This is a genomic window from Streptomyces sp. 8K308, assembly GCF_004348315.1.
In the GTDB taxonomy this organism is placed as follows: domain Bacteria; phylum Actinomycetota; class Actinomycetes; order Streptomycetales; family Streptomycetaceae; genus Streptomyces.
Map to the genome: position 1 here is coordinate 42,074 of NZ_SMKC01000006.1, position 21,032 is coordinate 63,105.

Consider the following 21,032-nt stretch of genomic DNA (forward strand, 5'->3'; position numbering starts at 1 on the left):
TCCCTCCCCGCCCGCGCGGCCTGAACCGTCACCGGGTGACCGGCGGAGCCGGCGGGAGCGTCCCGAAGTCGAGGGCGACACGGGCGGCGACGGAGCGGGGCCCGTGCCGCAGCGCCCATGCGAGAACCTTGTAGCGCCGGCTCGGAATGCTGGTGATCCTGCCCGCGCGCAGGTCACGGAGCGCGTCGCGGACGAGCCGCTCGGCGGACAGCCAGCGCCAGTCGGGCGTGGTCGAGTCGGGGATTCCCGCCCTCGCGTTGAACTCCGTGCGGGTGTCCCCGGGCAGAAGCGCCATCAGGCGGACTCCGCTGCGCCTGACCCGCGCGCTGTAGGCCAGGGACTCGGTCGCCGCCAGCAGGTACGCCTGGCTGGCGCCATAGGTGGAGTCGAGCCAGGCGGGACCGAGCGCGGCGACCGATGACACGTTGACGATCTCCCCGCTCCCCCGGCCGCCCATCGCGCGCAGGGCGTGCAGCGTGAGCTCCAGCTTCGACCGGGCGTTGATGTCGAGGAGATACTCCTCCCGCTCGAAGGTGTTCGACGTGGTGGGCACGGAGTACCCCATTCCGGCCGCGTTGATGAGCAGGTCGACGGGCGTCGCCTGATCGGTGAGCCGGTCGATGACGCGCCGCCGGTCGGCGGGCACGGTCAGGTCGGCGGCGATCACCTCGGCCTCCGTCGCGTGGTGGTCGCGGAGTTCCCCGGCGAAGGCGTCCAGGATCGCCGCCGAACGTGCGACGAGGACCAGTCGGTGTCCCCCTTGGGCGGCGAGGTGCCGAGCGAACGCACGCCCGATTCCGGCGCTGGCCCCCGTGACCAGTGCGATCCGCATATCGGCCTCTCCTCCGGGCGACACCCGTAACGGAACGTATCATCGTGACCACCCAGAGCACCCTGCGGGTGATCGGCCGACTCAGGCGGCCAGGTGCCAGGAGATCGTCGAGTCGTTCGCGGCCAGCGCCGCCAGCAGGGCCAGGTCGGCGGCGCCGAGCGCCGCGCCGGCCAGCGCGCGGCCTGGCCGCCCCGTCCCGCCGGTCAGCGCCAGCGCCCCGAGCTCCAGCGCCAGCGGGCCGAGCACGATGTTGAACACCAACAGGCCGACCAGGCCGCAGACGAACGACCACAGGGCCATCGAGTCGGCGGTCTCGACGTCCCGCGCCACATCCCGGGTGCTCATCGCCGCGCCCCCGCCCCGGCGCGCCGCCGCTCCCCGACCGCGAGAACCACGAGCACACCCGAGCAGGGCGTCAGGGCTTGAACACCGACGTCGCGGCTCACTCCCGCGCCGCCGGTGCCAGGGAGATGTGCCAGTAGTCGGCGTAGTCGCCACCCAGGCGCAGCAGCTCGTCGTGGCTGCCCGCCGCCACGATTCGGCCGCCGTCCAGGAAGACGACGCGGTCGGCGCGGCGCACGGTGCGCATCCGGTGCGCGACCATCACCACCGTCCGGCCCGCCATCAGGCGCTCGACCCCCTCGTGGACGGCCGCCTCGTTCACCGGGTCGAGCGCGGAGGTCACCTCGTCGAGCAGCACGATGGGCGCGTTCTTCAGCAGGGCCCGCGCGATCGAGACGCGCTGGCGCTCGCCACCCGACAGCAGCGCCCCGCCCTCGCCGACGTTCGTCGCCCAGCCGCCGGGCAGGCGCTCGATCACCTCGTCAAGCCGGGCCGCCCTCGCCGCCGCCCGCACCTCGGCCTCGTCGGCGTCGGGGCGGCCGAGCCGCACGTTCTCCTCGATCGTGCCGTCGAAGAGGTAGACGTCCTGGAAGACGATCGCGACGCGTTCCATCAGCGCCTCGGTGCTGATCTCGCGCACGTCGACACCCCCCACGCGCACCGCGCCCGCATGCACGTCGTGGAACCGGGCGAGCAGTTGCAGCAGGGTGGTCTTGCCCGCGCCCGACGGGCCGACGACGGCGAGCCGCTGCCCCTCGGGCACGGACAACGACAGCCCGTCGAGCACCGTGCGGCCCCCGTGCCGGAACACGACGGACGCGAACTCCAGGTCATGGCCCACCGGTTGGACCGGCTCCTGGGCCTCGGGCAGCGGCTCGGTGCGCAACACCGTGTCGAGTCTCGCCAGCACGGAGCGCGCGGCGCGGAGCTTGCCGGCCATGTCCGACAGCGACAGCAGCGGGTCCGCGCAGCGCGCGGCGAGCACCAGGATCGCCAGCACCTCCGCCACACCGGTGTCACCGTCGAGCGCGAGGTGGGTACCGAGCACCAGGAGACCGGTGAACACCGCCTGGACCGTGAGCGTCAGGCCAAGCACGCCGGGCAGCGCCGCCAGCGTGGACCTGCGGGACGCGCGCTGGACCTCGCGCAGCGACTCGTCGAGCAGCCGGAAGCGTTCGCCGGTACGACCGCCGGCGCGCAGCACCGGCTGGGCCTGGACGTACTCCATGACCCGCCCGGCTGCCTCGTGGTCGCGTTCGGCGCGCTCCGCGTCCTCGGCGGCCATCGAGCGTCCCGCCAGGGCCTGGATCAGCGCCACGACCGGCGCGGCGAGCAACGCGGCGAGCCCCATCCGCCAGTCGAAGGCGCACATCACGACGACGGTCGTCAGGGGCGTCACACAGGCCGCTACGAACGGCGCCAGCAGGTGCGCGATCACGCCCATCGCCTGCAGGACGCCGCCGCTGGCCAGGACGGACACCTCGCCGAGGCGGCCGGCGCCGTACCAGCCGATCGGCAGCCGGGCCAGATGGTCGCCGAGCCGGTGGTACATGCCGCGCAACAGCGTGCCCCCGACGCGGAAACCGGACAGGTCGCCGACGTAGCGCAGCGTCGCGTAGCCCGCGACCGCGGCCCCGAACGCGAGCAGCCAGGGCCAGGCATCCCCGGGGGTGTCCCCGAACAGTGCCCGCAGCACGGGCACCAGCAGCGCGTAGGACAGTCCCTCGGCCACCGAGGTCGCCGTCATCAGGGCCACGGTGCGACGCACCGGCCGGGCGTACTCAGGTCCCAGCACGCGCAGCAGCATGCGGATCATCGGGGCTCGTCTCCTCGGGGTGCGTCGTCGTCGGCTTGGGTCTCGTCGGCCACCGCGGACCGGTGGGATCGCCAGAAGGCGGCGAATCTCCCGTTCCGCGCCAGCAGTTCGGCGGGTCTGCCGCGCTCGACGATCGCCCCGTCGGCCAGCATCACGACGGTGTCGGCGTCCGCGACCGTCTCCAGGCGGTGGGCGATCACCAGCACCGTCCGATCGCCCGCCGGCGTCGCCAGGGCCCGGCGCACCGCCTGTTCGGTCCGCGGGTCGGCGAAGGAGGTCGCCTCGTCGAGGACCAGCACGGGCGCGTCGGCGAGCAGCGCGCGGGCGATCGCGATCCGCTGCGCCTCACCGCCGGAAAGACCGGCCTCCTCCCCGATCACCGTGTCGTAGCCGCGCGGCAGTTCGAGCACGCGCTCGTGGATCTGGGCGCGCCTGGCGGCGCGCACCACGGCGTCGCGGTCGGCGTGTGGGGCGGCCAGCGCGATGTTGTCCGCGACCGAGGCGCGCAGCAGGCGCACGTCCTGGAAGACGAAGGAGACGTTCCGGTAGAGCTCCCGGCTGCCGAGCTCGCGCAGGTCGACACCGCCCAGGCGGATCGATCCCCGGGTCGGGTCGAAGAACCTCGGCAACAGTTTGACCAGCGTTGACTTCCCGCTGCCCGACGGCCCGACGACCGCGGTGACCGTCCCCGGCTCGAGCACCAGATCGATCCCGCGCAGCACCTCGCGTCCGCCCTCGTAGCCGAACCAGACGTCACACAGCTCCACCCGGTGCCCCCGGGGCGCGACCGGTCGTGCGGGCTCCGGCAGCGGCGGCACCGCGAGCACGTCACGGATCCGGCCGACCGCGGCCCGGGCGGTCCGCAGGTCGTCGAAGCCATGGCCGAGGGCCGCCACCGGAGCGGTCAGGCCGAGGCCGAGCAGCAGGAAGGGCAGCAGGTCGGCCGGGGCCAGGCGGCCGGTCGTGATCAGCGTCGCACCGCCGATGAGCACGACCAGCAGCACGAACGGCGGCGACAGCGCCGTCTGCATCCCCGCGGCGACGCCGGAGACGCCACGCACCCACCGGTGGAAGGTGTCGACGAAGGCGTCCGCGGCCGTGCGGAACTCTCGGTGGGCTCGCCCGGCGCCGCCGAACGCCTTGACCACCGAGATGCCCTGCACGAACTCGACCACGGAGTGCGAGATCCGGCCCATGGCGGCGTCGAACTCGGTCTGCTCCCGCTGCCTGGCCGGGGTCATCAGCAGCGGGACCAGCGCCACCGCGAGCAGCATCGGGATCAGCGTGATCAGCGTCAGCCGCCAGTCGATGGTGACCAGGTAGGCCAGCGATACCAGCGGCACCACGAAAGCGGAGACGAGTTCGCCCGGGGTGTGGGCGATGACCGGGTGCACGGCGCTGACGTCGTCCCCCACCACCTTCGCCAGCTCGCCGGTCCTGCGGTGGGAGAACCAGCCGATCGGCACCCGCCCGAGCCGCGCGGCCAACTGCCGGCGGAACGCCAGTTGCACCCGGCCGTCGAGCAGGTGACCGACTCCGGACGACGCGGCCGTGAACAGCAGCCTGACCAGTAGACCGGCCGCGCCGGCGAGCACGACGGTCCAGACGTGCCCGCGATCGACCGGGCCGGGCGACAGCAGCGCGCGGCCCAGTTCGACGACCGCCAACAGCGGCGCAAGACCGGCGACGGCGCCGATCACCCGCAGGACGACGACGGCCGCGAAATCCCGTCCGTGGGGCCGCAACAGCCCCGCGACGCTCGGTCCCGTCGTCTCTCCGTGCGCGGCGTGCGGGCCAGGAGGACTCAGTGGGTCGTTCACCATGTGCCCACCGTCCGGGATCCGGCCGGGCCCGGTCTTGGACGAATGTCCGGGCGGGGCCACCCGGCTCTCCCCCGGGTCCGCCGAGTGCGGTTCGTAGCATGGGGTCATGCGGCCCGCCAGAGAGAAGCCCGCCATGTTCGCCCTCGTGCCGCCGTCGCGCCCCAGCCGGCTGCGGGGCGTCAGCATGGCGGGCTTCCACGACCAGGGCCCGGAGCCGGTCGTCATGCGGGCGGTGCCGCATCCGGCGGTGAACCTCTCCTTCGACCTGAGCCCCGGCGCGCTCCTCGTCGACGGCGGGACCGGCAGCCGGCAGGGGAACCTCGTCGCCGGTCCCGCGCTCGGCGACCTGCGAGTGAGCGGCCGGGGCGTCGAGATCGTGCGGGTGCGGCTGTCGCCCGTCGTCGCGTACACCGTGCTGGGCACCTCCCCCGCGGAGGTGGCGGGCGCCCTGGTCGACCTCGACGAGCTGTGGGGCCGGGACACCGCACGGCTGTGGGAGCGGTTGCGGCAGGCCCGCTCGTGGCAGGACCGGTTCGCGCTGACGGACGACCTCGTCGCCCGTCGGTACGAGGCGGGACGCGAGGGCCGGTCCGTGCCCCACGAGGTGACCCGGGCCTGGGGCCTGATCGTCCGGAACGGTGGCCGGATCCGGGTGGAGGCGCTGGCGGCCGAGATCGGTTGGAGCCGCAAGCGCCTGTGGTCCAGGTTCCGGGCGCACATCGGCCTCACCCCGCACCGCGCGGCGAAGCTGGTCCGCTTCCACCACGCGGCCCACCGGCTGGCCGGCGGCCAGAGCCCCGCCCGTGCCGCGGCCGACTCCGGCTACTACGACCAGTCCCACCTCCACCGGGATGTGCGGGCGTTCACGGGGGACACACCGGTCGCCCTGGCCGGCGAGCCCCTCCTGGCGGTGGACGACCTCGCCTGGCCGGCGGGGCCGCGTGACCGCGAGGCGTCACGCGCCATGCCGGCCCGCCGGTAGCCGGCGCCCATCTGTTCAACCGTCGAGGCCGGGATCGGGTGCCAGATGGGAGGCGGGAGCCCGAGACTCGCCGTGCGCCGGCGGCGCGGCGGCCGACGTGACCGGAGCCGGCTCTTCTCCGGCGTGCCAACGCCGGTCCGGCGCGGCGGCCGACGCGGCCGGTGCCGGCTCCTCTCCGGCGTGCAGACGCCGGCTCGCCAGGTCGGAGAGGGCGAGGCCGCCGGCCACCACCAGCACGCCGCCGACCACGTCCAGCAGGTAGTGGTTGGCGGTGCCCATGATGACGACCGTGGTCAGCAGCGGGTAGGCGAAGCCGGCCACCCGCAGCCAGCGGTACGGCGCGTGCCGCCACAGCATCACCGCACACCACAGGGACCAGCCCACGTGCAGCGACGGCATGGCCGCGTACGGGTTGGTGATGCCGGTGAGATGGCCGTAGCGCGGGTCGTTCAGGTCCTGCACGCCGTTGGCCGTGTCGATGTAGCCGAGGCCCGGCATCAGCCGGGGCGGAGCGAGCGGGTAGAGCCAGAAGCCGACGAGCCCGAGCAGCGTGGTGAACGCCAGCGCCCGGCGACCGGCCCGGTAGGCGGCCGGGTGGTTGACCAGCAGCCAGCCGAGGATGGTGAGCGGCACCGCGAAGTGGAAGGTGGCGTAGGCGAAGTCCATCGCGTCGGCCAGCCAACCGACGTCCGCCACCGCCTGGTTGAGCGCGTACTCGACGTCGATCCGCAACGCGCGCTCGAGATCGAGGAGTTGGTGGCCGTGCGCCTCGGCCGCCTCCCGGTCGCCCCTGGCCTGGCCGCGCACCCAGGAGTAGATGAAGTAGCCGACGCGGATCAGCAGCAGTTCGAGCAGCAGGTTCGGCCGGCTCGCCTGGCCGGCCCGCACCGGCCGCTCCCACAGCGGCGAGGAGCGCGGCAGGAAGCGGACGACGCAGGCCGCCGCCAGGGCGGCGAGCAACGGGACGTTCTCGCCGATCGGGGCCAACGACTCCAACTTCGGCACCAGCGCGTCGCCGTCGAAGACCAGCGTGAGCCCCAACAGCACCGGCCAGACCGGGCGGTCGGCGGTGCGGCGCCCCACCCGGCCGGCGAGCGCGGCCACCAGCCACAGGTGGCCGGCGGCCCAGGCGACCGGCGTGACGGCGAGGGTGGCGCAGCCCAGCACGGCGGCGGCGAGCAACGGCTGTTCGTCGCGCGCGAGGCGGGCCGCGCGGCGCAGCGCGAGGGCGCAGACGGCGGCGGTGAACAGCAGCAGGAGCGCGATCTCGGCCGGCCCGCGCTGGCCGAGGCGGAGGAGCGCGCCGTGCAGGGACTGGTTGGCGAGGGCGTCCGCCGCGACCCCGGACGACCAGGGGGCGTCCGAGCCGGCCACCCCGGCGAACGCGGCGCCGGCGACGAACGCGGCGCCGGCGGCGTAACCCGCGCCCCGCCGCCCGGTGAGCCACAGCAGCGCGCCGAACAGCAGCAGCGCCGGCTGGAACACGGCGCCGAGGCCGACGAGTCCGCCGCCCCGCCGGCCGCCCCACAGCCAGCCGGCCAGCGTCAACACCACCGGCAGCGGCCCGGGATCGGCGAGCTCCCACGCCTCCCAGGCAGGGCGGGCGGCGGCGAGCAGCGTCAGCACCGCGGGCGCCACCCACCGCCCGCCGCCGGGCAGGGCGCGCGCCACCAGCAGCCCGAAGGCGAGCAGCAGCACCGTGCTGGCGACCAACTCCCCCACGGATTCTGGGGGTTGGTCGGCGGCGCGGGCCACGAGCCGCCAGCCCGTCGCCACGCCAGCCGACGCCCACCACAGGCCCGGGACCCACCAGGTCCCGGGCCGCTCCCGCGTGTCCGCGCCTTCGGCCACCCGCCGCCCCTGTGCCATGACCCGCCGATGTCGGCGGGATGAACAAACCGACGACAGAAAGCTACCGCTCGATTACCGCACCTTCGGGAACGAACGCCGCGTGCCGGTCGGCGAACACCAGCTCGTTGAAGCGCTCGCCGATGCGGCGGTGGGTGGCGGCGTCCGGGTGCAGCCCATCGGGCAGCGGCAGTTCGGCGAAGTCGGCCTCGCCGTAGAGCTCGCGCCCGTCGAGGTGACGCAGGTGCGGGTCCCCGGCCGCGCGCCGCGCCACGATCCCGGCCAGCTCGTCCCTGATGACGCCGAGCGTCAGCTTCCCGGCGGCGCGCTCGGCGGGGTCGCCGGTGGCCACGAACCGCAGCCGGCCGGCGGCGAGGGCGTCAAGGTCGAAGGCGCCGGGCCCCGGGGTCTCCTCGTGGAGGGGGCAGTGGAGGGGCGAGACGACGAGCAGCGGAGTGTCGGGGTGGCCCTCGCGGATCGTGTCGAGGAAGCCGTGGACGGCCGGTCCGAAGGCGCGCAGCCGCATCAGGTCGGCGTTGACCAGGTTGATGCCGATCTTGACGCTGATCAGGTCGGCCGGGGTGTCCCGGATCGCGCGGGCGGTGAACTGGTCGAGCAGGGCGCCGCCGCCGAAGCCGAGGTTGATCAGCTCCACTCCGCCGAGCGCGGCGGCGATCGCCGGCCAGGTGGTGGTCGGGCCCGCGGCGTCCGAGCCCTGGCTGATGGAGCTGCCGTGGTGCAGCCACACCGGGCGCCCGCGCGCCGGCGCCGGCTCGACGGGGGCATCGGTGCGCAGCGCGACCAGCTCGGTGGTCTCGTTGTGCGGCAGCCAGATCTCGACGTCCTTGGCCTTGGCGCGACCGGGCAGCTCGGCGAAGCGGAGGGTCGCGACCGGTCCCGGCTCCTTCGTCGCGGTCCCGGTGGCCAGGTCGACGGTCAGGACGTCCCCGCCGGTGGCGGTGGCCCGCCCGGCGGGGCGGCCGTCGACGAGCAGCTCGTAGACACCGTCCGGGCGCGGCGGGGCGCCGACATAGACCCGCCTGGTGGGCAGCGTGTCCAGCTCGACGACGGTGGCCCGGGTGCGGAACGCCAGCCGCACGCCGGACGGCTGGGACTCGGCCATGGCGAGCTGGCCGTCGGCGCACTGGGCGCGGGCCGCGGCGGGCAGCCGGTGCGGCAGCAAGCCGCGCCCGGTCGGCTCCAGGTCGAGGGCGCCGCGCAGCAGTTCGGCGGTGATGGGAGTGGTGAGGGTTGTGAGGGTGGCGAGATGCGCGGCGTCGTTCATGTCGTCAGTCCGTGGGAGGGGTGGGGGGCCAGTTCCGCAGCAGGGCGTCGAGGGCGTCGAGAATCCGGGACCAGCTCTCCGCCGGGTCCGGCGCGCTGTGGTCGAATCCGCCGGCGAGCTCCAGGTCGACGTAGCCGTGGAAGACGCTGCCGAGCATCCGGACGGCGTGCGTCTGCTCCGGCTCGGGCACCTCGTAGCCGCGCAGGATCGCCCGCGTCATCCGCGCGTGCCGGGGCCCGGAGCTGGCGGCGGCCGCCGCCGGGCCGAGCCGGAACCGGGCCGCCGCGTAGCGGCCCGGATGCTCCCGGGCGTAGTCCCGGTAGACGTTGGCGAACGCCGCGAGCGCGTCCTTGCCCGACCGCCCGGCCAGCGCCTCGGCGGCCCGGTCGGCGAGCTCCTCGAGCGCGAGCAGCGCGATCCTGACCCTGAGGTCGTGGGAGCTCCTGACGTGCGAGTACAGGCTGGCGACCTTGACGTCGAACCGCCTGGCCAGCGCCGAGACGGTCACCTGCTCGAAGCCGACCTCGTCGGCCAGCTCCGCCCCCGCCCGCGCCAACCGCTCGGCGCTGAGCCCCACGCGTGCCACGGCTCTCCTTCCGCCTGCCTGCCTGCCTGCCTTAACAGATTAAGCATCTACCTAAAGACTTTAGGCAAGCGGCGAAGGAGTCTCGCCCGCTACGGTCCCGGCCGGCGACGCCGTTCCCAGGCCACTGACCAGGTCGGCCGTGCCGAGCAGCGGCAGCCCGACCGTGACGCACAGGGCGACGGTGGCCTCGCCGCGCCCGGCTCGGCTGGCGGCCGCGTGTCGGCTCAGCGCAGGTTCTCGTTACCGCGTGCGCTCCAGACCGCGAGCGTGGCCGCCAGGGCGCAGGCGCCGCCGAGCCACAGCGCGCCCTGGAGGGAGAGCGAGTCGACGACGAGGCCGCCGGTCAGCGCGCCGAGGCCGATCGACAGGTTGAAGACCGCCACCCACAGTGCGGAGGCCGCCTCCACGGCGTGCGGCGCCGCCTTGATCATCCAGGTCTGCAGGCCGACCGACGCCCCGCCGAAGGCCAGGCCCCAGGCGATCAGCAGCGCGACCCCGCCGACCGGTCCCCGGCCGAGCAGCACGTAGAGCGGCATCGCCGCCGCCAGGGCCACGGCGATGACCAACACGGTCCGGTGCGGGGAACGCGCCAGCGCGGCGCCGGCGACGAAGTTGCCGACCATGCCGGCCGCGCCGAAGCCGAACAGCAGCGGGCCGACGAGCCGTTCGTCGATCCCTGACAGTTCCTGGAGCGCCGGGCTCACGAAGGTGTAGGCGGCGAAGTGCCCGGTCACGATGAGGAAGGTCGCGAGGATGCCGACGCGGACGCCCGGGTCGCGGAACTGTTCGGCGAGCAGCCGCGGCCGGACCGGCCGGGCGGCGGTCAACGACGGCAGCACGGCGAGCAGGGCGAGCAGCGCGACGAGCGCCAGGGCGCTCAGCGTCACGAAGGCGACGCGCCAACCGGTGAACTCGCCGACCAGGGTGCCGAGCGGGACGCCGAACACGTTCGCGGCGCCCACGCCGCCGAAGACGACCGCGGTGGCCCGTGGCACGTTCGCCGGGGCCACGAGCCGGACGGCCAGGCCGCTGGCGATGGCCCAGAAGCCGCCGATCGCCACCCCGACCAGCACGCGGGAGGCCACGAGGACGGCGAAGTTCGGCGCCAGGGCCGAGGCCACGTTGGCGAGGGTCATCAGACCCATGAGCCCGAGCAGCAGGAGCCGCCGGTCCATCCCGCCGACGAGCACTGGGACCAGCGGCGCCGCGACCGCGGCGACCAGGCTCGGCACGGTCACCATCAGCCCCGCGGTCCCCTCGGATACCGCCAGCGCCGAGCCCACCGAGGTCAGCAGGCCGATCGGCAGTTGTTCGGCCGTCACCAGCAGGAACGTCCCCAGGGCCACGGCGGCGACCGCCGGCCAGTGGTTCCGCTGTGGGGCCCGCGGGTCGTCCGCCCGGGCGGCGGTCTGTTCCGTGGTCGTCACGGATCCTCCTCCTCGAATCTTTCGGGAGCGACCGCTCCCAAATCAACGCGGAGGGGACCCTAGTACGGGAACGATCGCTCCACAAGTCGGCTAGACTCGCCGCCATGGCACGCCCCCGACAGTTCGACGAGCAGGACGTCGTCGCCAGGGCCACCGACCTGTTCTGGCGCCGCGGCTACCACGCCACCTCGGTGCGCGACCTGGGCGAGGAGCTCGAGCTCACGCCCAGCAGCATGTACCGGACGTTCAAGGACAAGCACACCCTGTTCCTCCGCGCGCTCGACCACTACCGGGCCACCGAGTCCGCCGAGGCCGAGCAGCGCCTCGGCGCCGCCGACCGCCCGGCCCGCCAGGCCCTGCGGGACTGGCTGCTGTGGCTGGTCACCTGCCCGACCGGCGACGAGCCGGCCCGCGGCTGCCTCGTCGTCAACACGGCCACCGAGCTCGGGACCACCGACGCCCTCGTCCACCAGCGGACCGAGGCCGCCTTCGAGGTCACCCGAGAGGCGCTGCGATCGCTGCTGACCGAGGGCCGCGCCCAGGGCGAACTCCCCGCCGACCTCGACCTCGACGCCGCCGTGGAGCTCCTCTTCACCACGGTGCTCGGGCTGCGGGTACGGGAGCGCGCCGGCCACGACCACGCGCGCCTGACCACCGCCGTCGACGCCGCGATCCGAGCCCTGCCCACGGCCGCGGGACCCGCCTGACCACCGGCGCGCACCGGGCGCGCGGGCTCAGGTGATCTCGAGGTTGGCCATCATCCCCATGTCCTCGTGTTCCGCGTTGTGGCAGTGGAAGAGATAGCGGCCGCGGTAGCCGTCGAAGCGGGTGATGATCTCCGCGGACTCGCCCGGCCGCAGCGACACGGTGTCCTTGAGGCCCGCGTCGTGCGGCAGCGGCGGCCGGCCGCCGCGCGAGAGCACCCGGAAGCCGACCAGGTGCAGGTGGACGGGATGGTGGACGTCGGCGACCAGCCGCCACACCTCGACGTCGCCGAGCCGGGTGGTGACGTCGGAGCGCGCGGGGTCGAACGGCAGCCCGGCGATGAGCCAGCCGTGGCCGCCGCGCATCCGCCCGGCCCGGAAGGCGAAGTCCCGCACCCGCGTGGCGTCCGACCGGCGCCACGTCGGCAGGTCCGCGGAGAGGACACGCGGCACGCGGCTGTCGTCGGCCGCGCGGCGTGCGACGCGGAAGGCCAGCACGTCGCGGGTGCGCCCGGAGCCGAGCCGGTTGACGATCCTGACGCGGCCGCCCACTGGGACTCGCGCGAAGTCGACGATCACGTCGTAGCGCTCGGCCGGCGCCATCGGCAGGTGCCGGTGGGTGACCGGCGCCGCCAGCAGCCCCTGGTCGGCGCCGATCTGGACGAGGTCGAGCCGGCGCCCGTCGTCGAGCGCCCTGCCCCATGTGCTGGGGAGCGATGGTGGTCGCCCGCGTCGGGACAGTCCACGTCGGGTCTGAGGACCCGACCTGGCTGGGCATAGAAGGGCTGCCGAAGCTGAACTCGGAGGTGTGGCGCCGCTGGCCACGAACCAGCGGGCCGCTGACCGGGCCGCTCGGCCAGTTCGCCGCCATCCTGCCCTGCCTCAACACCTCCGGATCCCTGGTCCGAGCCATGGAAACCGTCGCACCCGAGCGCGCCCAGCTGGCACGGGCAGCGGCCCTGCGCATCGCGGGATCAAACGAACCAGCCGAGACCGCCGAACGAGCCATTGAGCTGCTCTGGGACCTGCTCACCGAGTGTCGCTAGTCAACTTCTGGACAACGCGGCCCCGTTGCTGGAGATGATCAGGCCGCGGCGGGCGTCGCGCTCGCGCCGCGACCGCGACGACGTCTGGCTCGGAGTCCAGCCGCATCAGATGGTCCCGCTCGACCCATGACTCGTAGCCCACGAGCGTGGCCCTCCTCACAGCCCAATACCAACCGGGGAAATTCCGCTGCCCGCGATAGGACGGAAACGCCCACACCTGCCCCGCCTCCTCGAAGCGGGCCGACCACATCACCTCAAGCGGTCCCCGACGCAGCTCACCCCGAATATCGACGTACTCAAGCCAGAAGTCCTCCGCGTCCACCCACCCTCACTCGCCGCTGACCAGGTGCGACGACCGTGGACGGCGAGAGCGGCCAGTACGTCGCGTTGATCAAGACAACACCGAAGATGCCCGAAGTCGACTGAGATGTGAGACCAGTTGCCTCGCTTTCCCTGCGACAGGTCAAAGACTGGCCAGTTCTCTGCTCAGACTGGCCAACGCCTCTGGAAAGTGGCCCACCAGCGTGAACAGTCACACCGCGCCGCGATTACTGTCGCAAGCAGGTCGCTTGCAATCGTTAGCAAGGTGCGGCACGCTGGGCGCATGGCCTCACTCGGTGTCGGCAATCTCGGCGAGTTCCTGCGGGAGCAACGCCGGCAGGCGCGGCTGTCGTTGCGGCAGCTCGCCGAGGCGGCCGGGGTGTCGAACCCGTACCTGAGCCAGATCGAGCGCGGGCTGCGCAAGCCGAGCGCCGAGATCCTGCAGCAGATCGCCAAGGGGCTGCGGATCTCGGCCGAGACGCTGTACGTCCAGGCCGGCATCCTCGACGAGCGCGCCGAGGGCGGCGCGGACGGCGAGCGGGCCGCCGGCGGCGGCGTGCCGGAGGCGGTGCGGGCGGATCCCCATCTCACCGAGCAGCAGAAGCAGGCGCTGCTCCAGATCTACGACTCGTTCCGCCGGGAGCACCAGCAGGAACACACGCAACACAGGGAGAACCCTCGATGACCATCACGGACGACCTCAGGAAGACCCTGACCAGCTCCACGCCCGTCTACGTGGCCGCCGGCACCGCCGACCTGGCCGCGCAGAAGCTGCGCGAACTGCCGGCCACCTTCGAGCGGCTGCGTGAGCAGGCGCCCGAGCGGCTGCCGAAGCTGCGGGAGCAGGCCCAGCAGGTGGCCATGCAGGGCGTGGGCATCGCCCTCGAGTACGCCGTGAAGGCCCGCGAGACCTACGACGGCCTCGCCGAACGCGGCCGCTCGGTCGTGGAGCGGCGCCGCGCCGACTCCGGCGAGGAGCCGGTGGTCGTCGTGGAGCGCGCCGAGCCGGAGCCGGTTCGCGAGCCCGCGCCCGAGGCGGAGGCGGAGGCGCCGAAGCCGCGCAAGACCACGGCCCGCAAGACGACCGTGAAGAAGACGCCCCCGCGGCCCTGACCGACAGCCCACGAAGCGGCTGGCCGAGGGCCGGGCCCGCCTGGCCAGCCGCCCAGCGCCCGCCGGCGCGGTCAACGTCATCCAGGCGGAGGCCGGCCAGCGAGGACGTGACCCCACCCAGGCCGGCCGGGCTGGCCCGGCCGGGCCAGCCCGGCCGCGCGCGACCATTACCGGGTGACGGGTCTGGCCAGTACCGTGGATGTGAACCTCGCGATGACCAATTGGTGGTGGACAGCATGCTCCTGTCAGGCTTCAGCTCTCTGCTCAGCTTCATCTTTCTGGGGCTGCTGCTGCTCAGCATCTTCGCGCTGGTGCACGCGGCGCTGCAGCGGGAGGACGCCTACCGGGCGGCGGACAAGCAGACCAAGCCGTTCTGGCTCATCATCCTCGGCATCACGGTCGCCGTGCAGCTGGTCCTCCCCATGATGCTGCTGGTGCTCGCCGGCGCCGTGGCCACCATCGTCTACCTGGTGGACGTGCGGCCGGCGCTCCAGGCGGTCACCGGGCGCGGCCGGGGCGGTGGCGGCGGCTGGAGCAGCAGCGACGGACCTTACGGCCCGTACAACGGCAACCGGTGACAGACCACCCCGCACCCCCACACATGGCCCTGGCTGGATTCTGCCTCTAGCATCGGCGGGGACACCCGCCGATGAACGCCAGAGGAACCGTAGTGCGATTTCGCCTGACCCCGAGGGAGACCAGCTTCTACGAACTGTTCGCCACGGCCGCCGACAACGTTCTCAGCGGCTCGAAGCTGCTCATGGAGCTCCTGGGGTCCGACGCCACCACGCGCGTCGAGATCGCCGAACGGATGCGTGCCGCCGAGCACGCCGGCGACGACGCGACGCACGCCATCTTCCACCGGCTGAACTCCTCGTTCATCACCCCCTTCGACCGTGAGGACATCTACCGGCTCGCCTCCACCCTCGACGACATCATGGACTTCATGGAGGAGGCCGTCGACCTGGTCGTCCTCTACGAGATCGACGAGCTGCCCAAGGGTGTCGAGCAGCAGATAGAGGTGCTCGGCCGGGCCGCCGAGCTCACCGCCGAGGCCATGCCCAGGCTGCGCACCATGGAGCAGCTCAGCGAGTACTGGATCGAGGTCAACCGGCTCGAGAACCAGGCCGACCGGATCCACCGCAAACTGCTCGCCCACCTCTTCAACGGCTCGTACGAGGCCATAGAGGTGATGAAGCTCAAGCAGGTCGTGGACGTGCTGGAGGAGGCGGCCGACGCGTTCGAGGCCGTCGCCAACACGGTGGAGACCATCGTGGTCAAGGAGTCCTGAGCCCACCGTGGACACGCTCGGCCTGATAGCCGTCGTCGGCACGGCGCTCTTCTTCACCTACACCAACGGCTTCCACGACTCTGCGAACGCCATCGCCACCTCCATCTCGACCCGGGCCCTGACCCCCCGGGTGGCGCTCGGCATGGCCGCGCTGATGAACCTGGCCGGCGCCTTCCTCGGCAGCGGCGTGGCCGAGACCGTCAGCGAGGGCATCATCGAGACGCCGAGCGGCGACAACGGGATGGCCATCCTGTTCGCCGCGCTGCTCGGGGCGATCGTCTGGAACATGGTGTCCTGGTACTTCGGGCTGCCGTCCTCCTCCTCGAACGCGCTGTTCGGCGGCATGATCGGCGCCGCGCTCGCCGCCACCTCGGCCGTGCACTGGGACGGGGTGCTCACCAAGATCGTCATCCCGATGTTCGTCTCGCCGCTGATCGGCCTGGTGCTCGGCTACCTGGTGATGGTCGGCATCCTCTGGATGTTCCGGCGGGCCAACCCCCACCGCGCGCAGCGCGGCTTCCGCATGGCGCAGACGGTCTCGGCGGCCGGCATGGCGCTCGGCCACGGCCTGCAGGACGCGCAGAAGGCGATGGGCGTGGTGGTGCTCGCGCTGGTCATCGCGGACGTGCAGGACGAGTCGGACGGCATCCCGGCGTGGGTCAAGCTGGCCTGCGCCGGCATGCTGTCGCTCGGCACCTACGCCGGCGGCTGGCGGATCATGCGCACGCTCGGCCGTGGCATCATCGAGCTCGACCCGCCGCGCGGCTTCGCCGCCGAGACGACGGCGGCCTCGGTGCTCTACTCCGCCTCCTACGTCTTCAACGCGCCCATCTCGACGACCCAGGTGATCACCTCGGCGATCACGGGCGTGGGCGCCACCCAGCGGATCAGCGCGGTCCGGTGGCGGGTGGCGCAGAACATCGTGGCCGGCTGGTTCATCACGATGCCGGCGGCCGGCGCCGTGGCCGCGGCGACCTACGCGGTGATCCACGTTCTGGTCTGACCCCTGACGGGGCACGGCCCCGAAGGCACTCCGGTGCCACGACCGGCCCGGACACGCGGTCACCCGCACGGCGAGGCACCGGGCCGGCGAAGGCCGGCCGTCCCGTGCCGGCGCCGCCAGGCGCCCGGCCGGCTCGGCCAGCACCAGCCCGCCCGCACACCAAATCCTCACGTGTTCCACACAGGCGACGACGCAGCGCGATGGCCCCCTCAGCGCCTCTTATCTCTTGGGGCCACTCAGAGCCCCGCACTCATCTAGCTAGGGGGCCAGTTGAGAAAGCGAACCAAGCGCTCGCGCGCGGCGGTCGTCGTGGCGTGCGCCGCGGTTGTCGCCACCCTGACCGGGGGGTTAGCCACGGCGGCCGAGATACCGGCCGGGGACACGTTCGGCAGCGCCGAACGGGGCCGCGAGCGGATCGCACTGATCACGGGGGACCAGGTCGTCCTCGATGCCGACGGCACGGTGGCCGGCCTGATCCGCGCCGAGGGCCGGGAGGACGTCCCGGTCCGGGTGATGGAGATCGACGGCGCCACCCACGTCATCCCGGCCGACGTGCAGGCGCTGATCGCCGACGGCACGCTCGACCGCCGGCTGTTCAACGTCACCGAGCTCAGCCGCGAGCAGTACCGGCAGCGCGACGGCCTCGGCGTGATCGTCACCTACGCCGGCGAGCGGCAGGCGGGCCTGCTCAGCGCCCAGGACGAGGCGGCCACCACGCTGGAGGCCATCAACGGCGAGGCGCTGGTCGTCGCCGAGGACGAACTCGCCGGGCTGTGGAACGACCTGACCGCGCCGGCCGGCGACGAGATGAGGCTGGCCGCCGCGCCCCAGATCGAGTCCATCGCCCTGGACGCCCGGGTTCAGGCGTCGCTCGACACCAGCGTCCCGCAGATCGGCGCGCCCGAGGCGTGGGAGGCCGGCTACGACGGCGAGGGCATCACCATCGCCGTGCTGGACACCGGCATCTCCGACGACCACGAGGACGTCACCCCGCAGGTGGTCGCCGAGCAGAACTTCTCCGACGCGACCGACGCCGAGGACCACTTCGGCCACGGCACGCACGTCGCCTCCATCGCCGCCGGCACCGGCGCCCACTCGGACGGCACCTACACCGGTGTCGCGCCCGGGGCCCGGCTGCTCGACGGCAAGGTGCTCGACGACAGTGGCGGCGGCTGGGACTCCGGGATCATCGCCGGCATGGAGTGGGCCGTCGAGCAGGGCGCCGACATCGTCAACATGTCCCTCGGGGGGTGGGCCACGACGGAGGTCGACCCGCTCGAGGAGGCGGTCGACGCCCTCTCCGCCACGTCGGACACGCTGTTCGTGATCGCGGCGGGCAACGACGGCCCGTTCGAGAACTCCATCGGCACCCCGGGCACCGCCGAGTCGGCCCTGACCGTGGGCGCGGTCGACAAGCAGGACCAGCTCGCCGACTTCTCGTCCGTGGGCGGCCGGCTGCGGGACGCCGCGGTCAAGCCCGACCTGACAGGGCCCGGCGTGGACATCGGCGCGGCCGCCGCCCCCGGCAGCGTCATCGCGCAGGAGGGCACCCCGGTCGCCGACGGCTATGTGGCGATCTCCGGCACCTCCATGGCCACCCCGCACGTGGCGGGCGCCGCGGCGATCCTCGCCCAGGCGCACCCCGACTGGACGGGCGAGCAGCTCAAGGCCGCGCTCACCGCCTCCACCCAGCGCGCCGACGGCTACACCCCGATGCAGCAGGGCACCGGCCGCGTCGACATCCCGGCCGCCCTGACACAGAGCGTGATCGCCGAGACCACGTCGCTGACCTTCGGCGTCGTGCCGTTCCCGCACGACGACGCGGAGCCGATCACCCGGGAGCTCACCTACCGCAACCTCGGCGACGCGGACGTCACCCTCGACCTGACCGCGGAGGCCCTGGCCCCCGACGGAACCACGGCCCCTGAGGGCGTCTTCACCCTCGGCGCGGACCAGGTCACCGTCCCCGCCGGCGCCACCGCCACCGTGCCGGTCACCGCCTCCACCGCGGCTGGTGACCAGTACGGCGCCTACACCCTGTGGGTCACCGCCACCGGCGGCGAGCCGGGCCAGACGGTGCGCACCTCGGGCTCCGTCCTCCGCGAGGAGGAGATGTTCGACCTGACCATCGAGGTCACCGACCGCTCAGGCCAGCCGGCCGAGAGCTGGGAGACCTACGTCCAGGGTCTGGACGACTTCTCCGAGGGCGCCTACCTCGCCCCCGGCGAGGACGGCACGACCTCGACCCGGCTGCCCGAGGGCCGGTACCAGCTGGACACCACCATCTACTACTTCGAGCCGGACTCGGAGGAGCTGACGGCCGCGGACTGGCTGCTCCAGCCGTCCCTTGAGCTGACCGAGGACACCACCCTCACCGTCGACGCGTCCGACGCCCGCCGCATCTCACTGACGGGCCCGGACTACTCGGCCGAGGAGGTCGGCGTCGGTGCGAGCTTCGCCCTGGACAACGAGGACTCCGGCATGGGCATCGGCATCGGTTTCGGTGCCCTCCCGGACGGCTTGCACACCGCGCAGGTCGGGGACGTGCCGGACGGCTGGACCCTGAACTCGAGCGCCAGCTCCGACTGGGTGAACGACGACCGCGAGTACCACCTGCAGGACACCAGGGAGGGCTCCTTCTACACCGGCCTGCGCAAGCGGGTCAGCGCCTACGAGCTCGCCCGGATCACCACCCACCAGGGCGCCTCGCTGGCCGACCGCGAGGGCTTCCTGCTCACCTCGTCGGACACGGGAGGTGGCGGCGGCGCCATCGCGCGGCCGATCCCCAACACCACCGAGGTGTACGTGCAGGCGGCGGCCGGCGCCTGGTCCCAGGAACTCCTCCAGCTGGACGCCGAGGGCAACGTCGAGACGGACTACTGGAGCGGCTACGAGACCTACGAGCCGGGCGAGACCTACGAGACGACCTTCAACGTGGGCGTCTTCGGGCCAGCCATCAACGAGGGCGAGGGCCTGTTCCTGTGGGGCAGCACGCTCCTCGGCGTCGTCAACCCGTTCGGCGACGGCGCCAGCCACACCGGCGACAGCGTCTTCGACTCCGCCTCCACCACCCTCTACCGGAACGGGGAGGAGTACGCCACCGCGGACGGCGACTACCTGGACTGGGTGAGCTTCGACCTCCCGGCCGGCGAGGCCGAGTACGAGCTGGTCACCACGGCCAGCCGGGACGGGGTCGGCGCCAACGTGACCACGGAGGTCACCGCCTCCTACACGTTCACCGCGGCCCCGGTCAGCGAGGATGAGGAGCTCGCGCTGCCGGCCACCGCCATCCGGTACACCCCGGAGCTGGCGCTGGACAGCACGGGCCCGGCCGGCGAGACCGTCCAGGTGCCGGTCACCGTCCAGGGCACGGGCGCGGACGGCAACCTCCAGTCGCTGACCGTCTCCGTCTCCTACGACGGCGGTGAGACCTGGGCCGAGACCCCGGTGGAGGACGGCGCGCTGACCGTCACCAACCCGGAGGCCGGCGGCAGCGTCTCCTTCCACGCCGAGGCCGTCGACGGCCAGGGCAACACCACGACCCAGACCATCATCGACGCCTACCGCACGTAGCGGCTCCGCGTAAGGGCTCCGCCGGTTCGGCGACTGACGGCGGAGGGCGCCGGTCACGCCGGTTGACCACCGCCGGCCCCGTCGTGGCAGACATGCCACGACGGGGCCGGTGGCCTGCGGCCGGCTGCCACGACGACGCCGGCCAAACAACCGGCCGGCCACAGCCGAACACACGGCTCAGCCCCGGCCAGACACCGGCCCGCCAGCCAACAACACCAGCCACCGCCGGTCACGCCGCTCAGCCGCCGGCAGGCAACTGTCAGCCGAAGCGGCCCGAGATGTAGTCCTCGGTCGCCGGCACGGAGGGGTTGGAGAATATCTTCGCCGTCGAGTCCACCTCGACGAGCCGACCGGGCTCCCCCACCGCCGCCAGGTTGAAGAACGCCGTCCGGTCCGAGACCCGCGCCGCCTGCTGCATGTTGTGGGTGACGATGACGATCGTGTACTCGGCCTTCAGCTTGTCGATCAGGTCCTCGATCGCCAGCGTGGAGACCGGGTCGAGCGCCGAGCACGGCTCGTCCATCAGCAGCACGTCGGGCGCCACCGCCGTGGCCCTGGCGATGCAGAGCCGCTGCTGCTGGCCGCCGGAGAGGCTGGAGCCCGGCCGGTTCAGCCGGTCCTTCACCTCGTTCCACAAGTTGGCGCCGCGCAGCTCCCGCTCCACCACCGCGTCGAGCTCGGACCTGCGCATCCGGCCGCCGTTGAGCCGGAGGCCGGCCGCCACGTTGTCGTAGATCGACATGGTGGGGAACGGGTTGGGCCGCTGGAAGACCATGCCGACCGTGCGGCGCACCGCCACCGGGTCGACGCCTGGACCGTACAGGTCCTCGTTGTCCAGCAGCACCTTCCCCTCGACCCGGCCGCCTGGCGTCACCTCGTGCATCCGGTTGAGGGTGCGCAGGAACGTCGACTTGCCGCAGCCCGAGGGGCCGATGAAGGCCGTGACCGCCTGGGGTTCGACGTGCAGCGAGATGTCCTCGATCGCCTTGTGGGCGCCGTAGTACGCGGTCAGCCCGCTGACGTCGATGCGCTTGGCCATG

At 73.0% G+C, this 21,032-nt stretch carries 19 protein-coding genes; 9 read left to right on the plus strand and 10 right to left on the minus strand.

What is annotated here, in order from left to right; genetic code table 11:
* Positions 1–28: 28 nt before the first annotated feature.
* The 4 genes from E1265_RS02145 to E1265_RS02160 form a co-directional block, all read right to left on the minus strand.
* Positions 29–832 (minus strand): SDR family NAD(P)-dependent oxidoreductase, encoded by an 804-nt coding sequence (locus E1265_RS02145; RefSeq protein WP_132928470.1) that lies wholly within the window; start codon positions 830–832, stop codon positions 29–31.
* Positions 833–913: 81 nt separating this feature from the next.
* On the minus strand, positions 914–1,177 hold the full coding sequence (locus E1265_RS02150; protein ID WP_132928471.1) for a hypothetical protein: 264 nt from the start codon (positions 1,175–1,177) through the stop codon (positions 914–916).
* Positions 1,178–1,274: 97 nt separating this feature from the next.
* On the minus strand, positions 1,275–2,990 hold the full coding sequence (locus E1265_RS02155) for an ABC transporter ATP-binding protein (RefSeq protein WP_132928472.1): 1,716 nt from the start codon (positions 2,988–2,990) through the stop codon (positions 1,275–1,277).
* The gene (locus tag E1265_RS02160; RefSeq protein ID WP_132928473.1) at positions 2,987–4,813 is read right to left on the minus strand and encodes an ABC transporter ATP-binding protein; all 1,827 of its coding nucleotides are present in this window, start codon (positions 4,811–4,813) and stop codon (positions 2,987–2,989) included. Before E1265_RS02160 ends, E1265_RS02155 begins: the two co-directional genes overlap by 4 nt.
* Positions 4,814–4,919: 106 nt before the next feature.
* Here E1265_RS02160 and E1265_RS02165 point away from each other — a divergent pair, with 106 nt between their 5' ends.
* Positions 4,920–5,795 (plus strand): helix-turn-helix domain-containing protein, encoded by an 876-nt coding sequence (locus tag E1265_RS02165; protein ID WP_243740473.1) that lies wholly within the window; start codon positions 4,920–4,922, stop codon positions 5,793–5,795.
* Positions 5,796–5,810: 15 nt separating this feature from the next.
* On the opposite strand, the gene E1265_RS02170 is transcribed toward E1265_RS02165, so the two are convergent.
* The 4 genes from E1265_RS02170 to E1265_RS02185 form a co-directional block, all read right to left on the minus strand.
* A complete protein-coding gene (locus E1265_RS02170; protein ID WP_132928474.1) occupies positions 5,811–7,664 on the minus strand; it encodes a phosphatase PAP2 family protein in 1,854 nt (617 codons plus the stop codon).
* Between the two features lie 43 nt (positions 7,665–7,707).
* Positions 7,708–8,928 (minus strand): GDSL-type esterase/lipase family protein, encoded by a 1,221-nt coding sequence (locus E1265_RS02175; RefSeq protein WP_132928475.1) that lies wholly within the window; start codon positions 8,926–8,928, stop codon positions 7,708–7,710.
* A 4-nt stretch (positions 8,929–8,932) separates the two neighbouring features.
* On the minus strand, positions 8,933–9,514 hold the full coding sequence (locus tag E1265_RS02180; RefSeq protein ID WP_132928476.1) for a TetR/AcrR family transcriptional regulator: 582 nt from the start codon (positions 9,512–9,514) through the stop codon (positions 8,933–8,935).
* A 224-nt stretch (positions 9,515–9,738) separates the two neighbouring features.
* A complete protein-coding gene (locus E1265_RS02185; RefSeq protein ID WP_132928477.1) occupies positions 9,739–10,941 on the minus strand; it encodes an MFS transporter in 1,203 nt (400 codons plus the stop codon).
* Positions 10,942–11,045: 104 nt separating this feature from the next.
* Here E1265_RS02185 and E1265_RS02190 point away from each other — a divergent pair, with 104 nt between their 5' ends.
* Entirely contained in the window at positions 11,046–11,648 is a 603-nt protein-coding gene (locus E1265_RS02190) for a TetR/AcrR family transcriptional regulator (protein WP_132928478.1), read from the plus strand.
* A gap of 27 nt (positions 11,649–11,675) precedes the next feature.
* Here E1265_RS02190 and E1265_RS02195 read toward each other — a convergent pair whose 3' ends face one another.
* A complete protein-coding gene (locus E1265_RS02195) occupies positions 11,676–12,248 on the minus strand; it encodes a multicopper oxidase domain-containing protein (RefSeq protein WP_207930920.1) in 573 nt (190 codons plus the stop codon).
* Between the two features lie 113 nt (positions 12,249–12,361).
* On the opposite strand from E1265_RS02195, the gene E1265_RS36765 reads away from it, so the two are divergent.
* From E1265_RS36765 to E1265_RS02230, 7 genes are all read left to right on the plus strand, one after another.
* Positions 12,362–12,691 carry a hypothetical protein gene (locus E1265_RS36765; protein ID WP_165953617.1) on the plus strand — a complete coding sequence of 110 codons (330 nt, stop codon included), beginning with the start codon at positions 12,362–12,364 and terminating at the stop codon, positions 12,689–12,691.
* A gap of 604 nt (positions 12,692–13,295) precedes the next feature.
* Positions 13,296–13,697: a helix-turn-helix transcriptional regulator gene (locus tag E1265_RS02205; RefSeq protein ID WP_132928479.1), complete on the plus strand. Its 402-nt coding sequence runs from the start codon at positions 13,296–13,298 to the stop codon at positions 13,695–13,697.
* Positions 13,694–14,125, plus strand: a complete 432-nt coding sequence (locus E1265_RS38530) for a hypothetical protein (protein WP_243740474.1) — start codon at positions 13,694–13,696, stop codon at positions 14,123–14,125. The genes E1265_RS02205 and E1265_RS38530 overlap by 4 nt, the downstream gene beginning before the upstream one ends.
* 236 nt (positions 14,126–14,361) lie before the next feature.
* Positions 14,362–14,703, plus strand: a complete 342-nt coding sequence (locus E1265_RS02215) for a DUF2516 family protein (protein WP_132928480.1) — start codon at positions 14,362–14,364, stop codon at positions 14,701–14,703.
* Positions 14,704–14,795: 92 nt separating this feature from the next.
* Positions 14,796–15,416 carry a DUF47 family protein gene (locus E1265_RS02220; protein WP_132928481.1) on the plus strand — a complete coding sequence of 207 codons (621 nt, stop codon included), beginning with the start codon at positions 14,796–14,798 and terminating at the stop codon, positions 15,414–15,416.
* Between the two features lie 7 nt (positions 15,417–15,423).
* Entirely contained in the window at positions 15,424–16,419 is a 996-nt protein-coding gene (locus tag E1265_RS02225; RefSeq protein ID WP_132928482.1) for an inorganic phosphate transporter, read from the plus strand.
* A gap of 270 nt (positions 16,420–16,689) precedes the next feature.
* Positions 16,690–19,992, plus strand: a complete 3,303-nt coding sequence (locus E1265_RS02230; protein WP_132928483.1) for a S8 family serine peptidase — start codon at positions 16,690–16,692, stop codon at positions 19,990–19,992.
* A 259-nt stretch (positions 19,993–20,251) separates the two neighbouring features.
* Here E1265_RS02230 and pstB read toward each other — a convergent pair whose 3' ends face one another.
* A complete protein-coding gene (pstB, locus tag E1265_RS02235; protein ID WP_132928484.1) occupies positions 20,252–21,031 on the minus strand; it encodes a phosphate ABC transporter ATP-binding protein PstB in 780 nt (259 codons plus the stop codon).
* Between the last annotated feature and the right edge of the window lies 1 nt (position 21,032).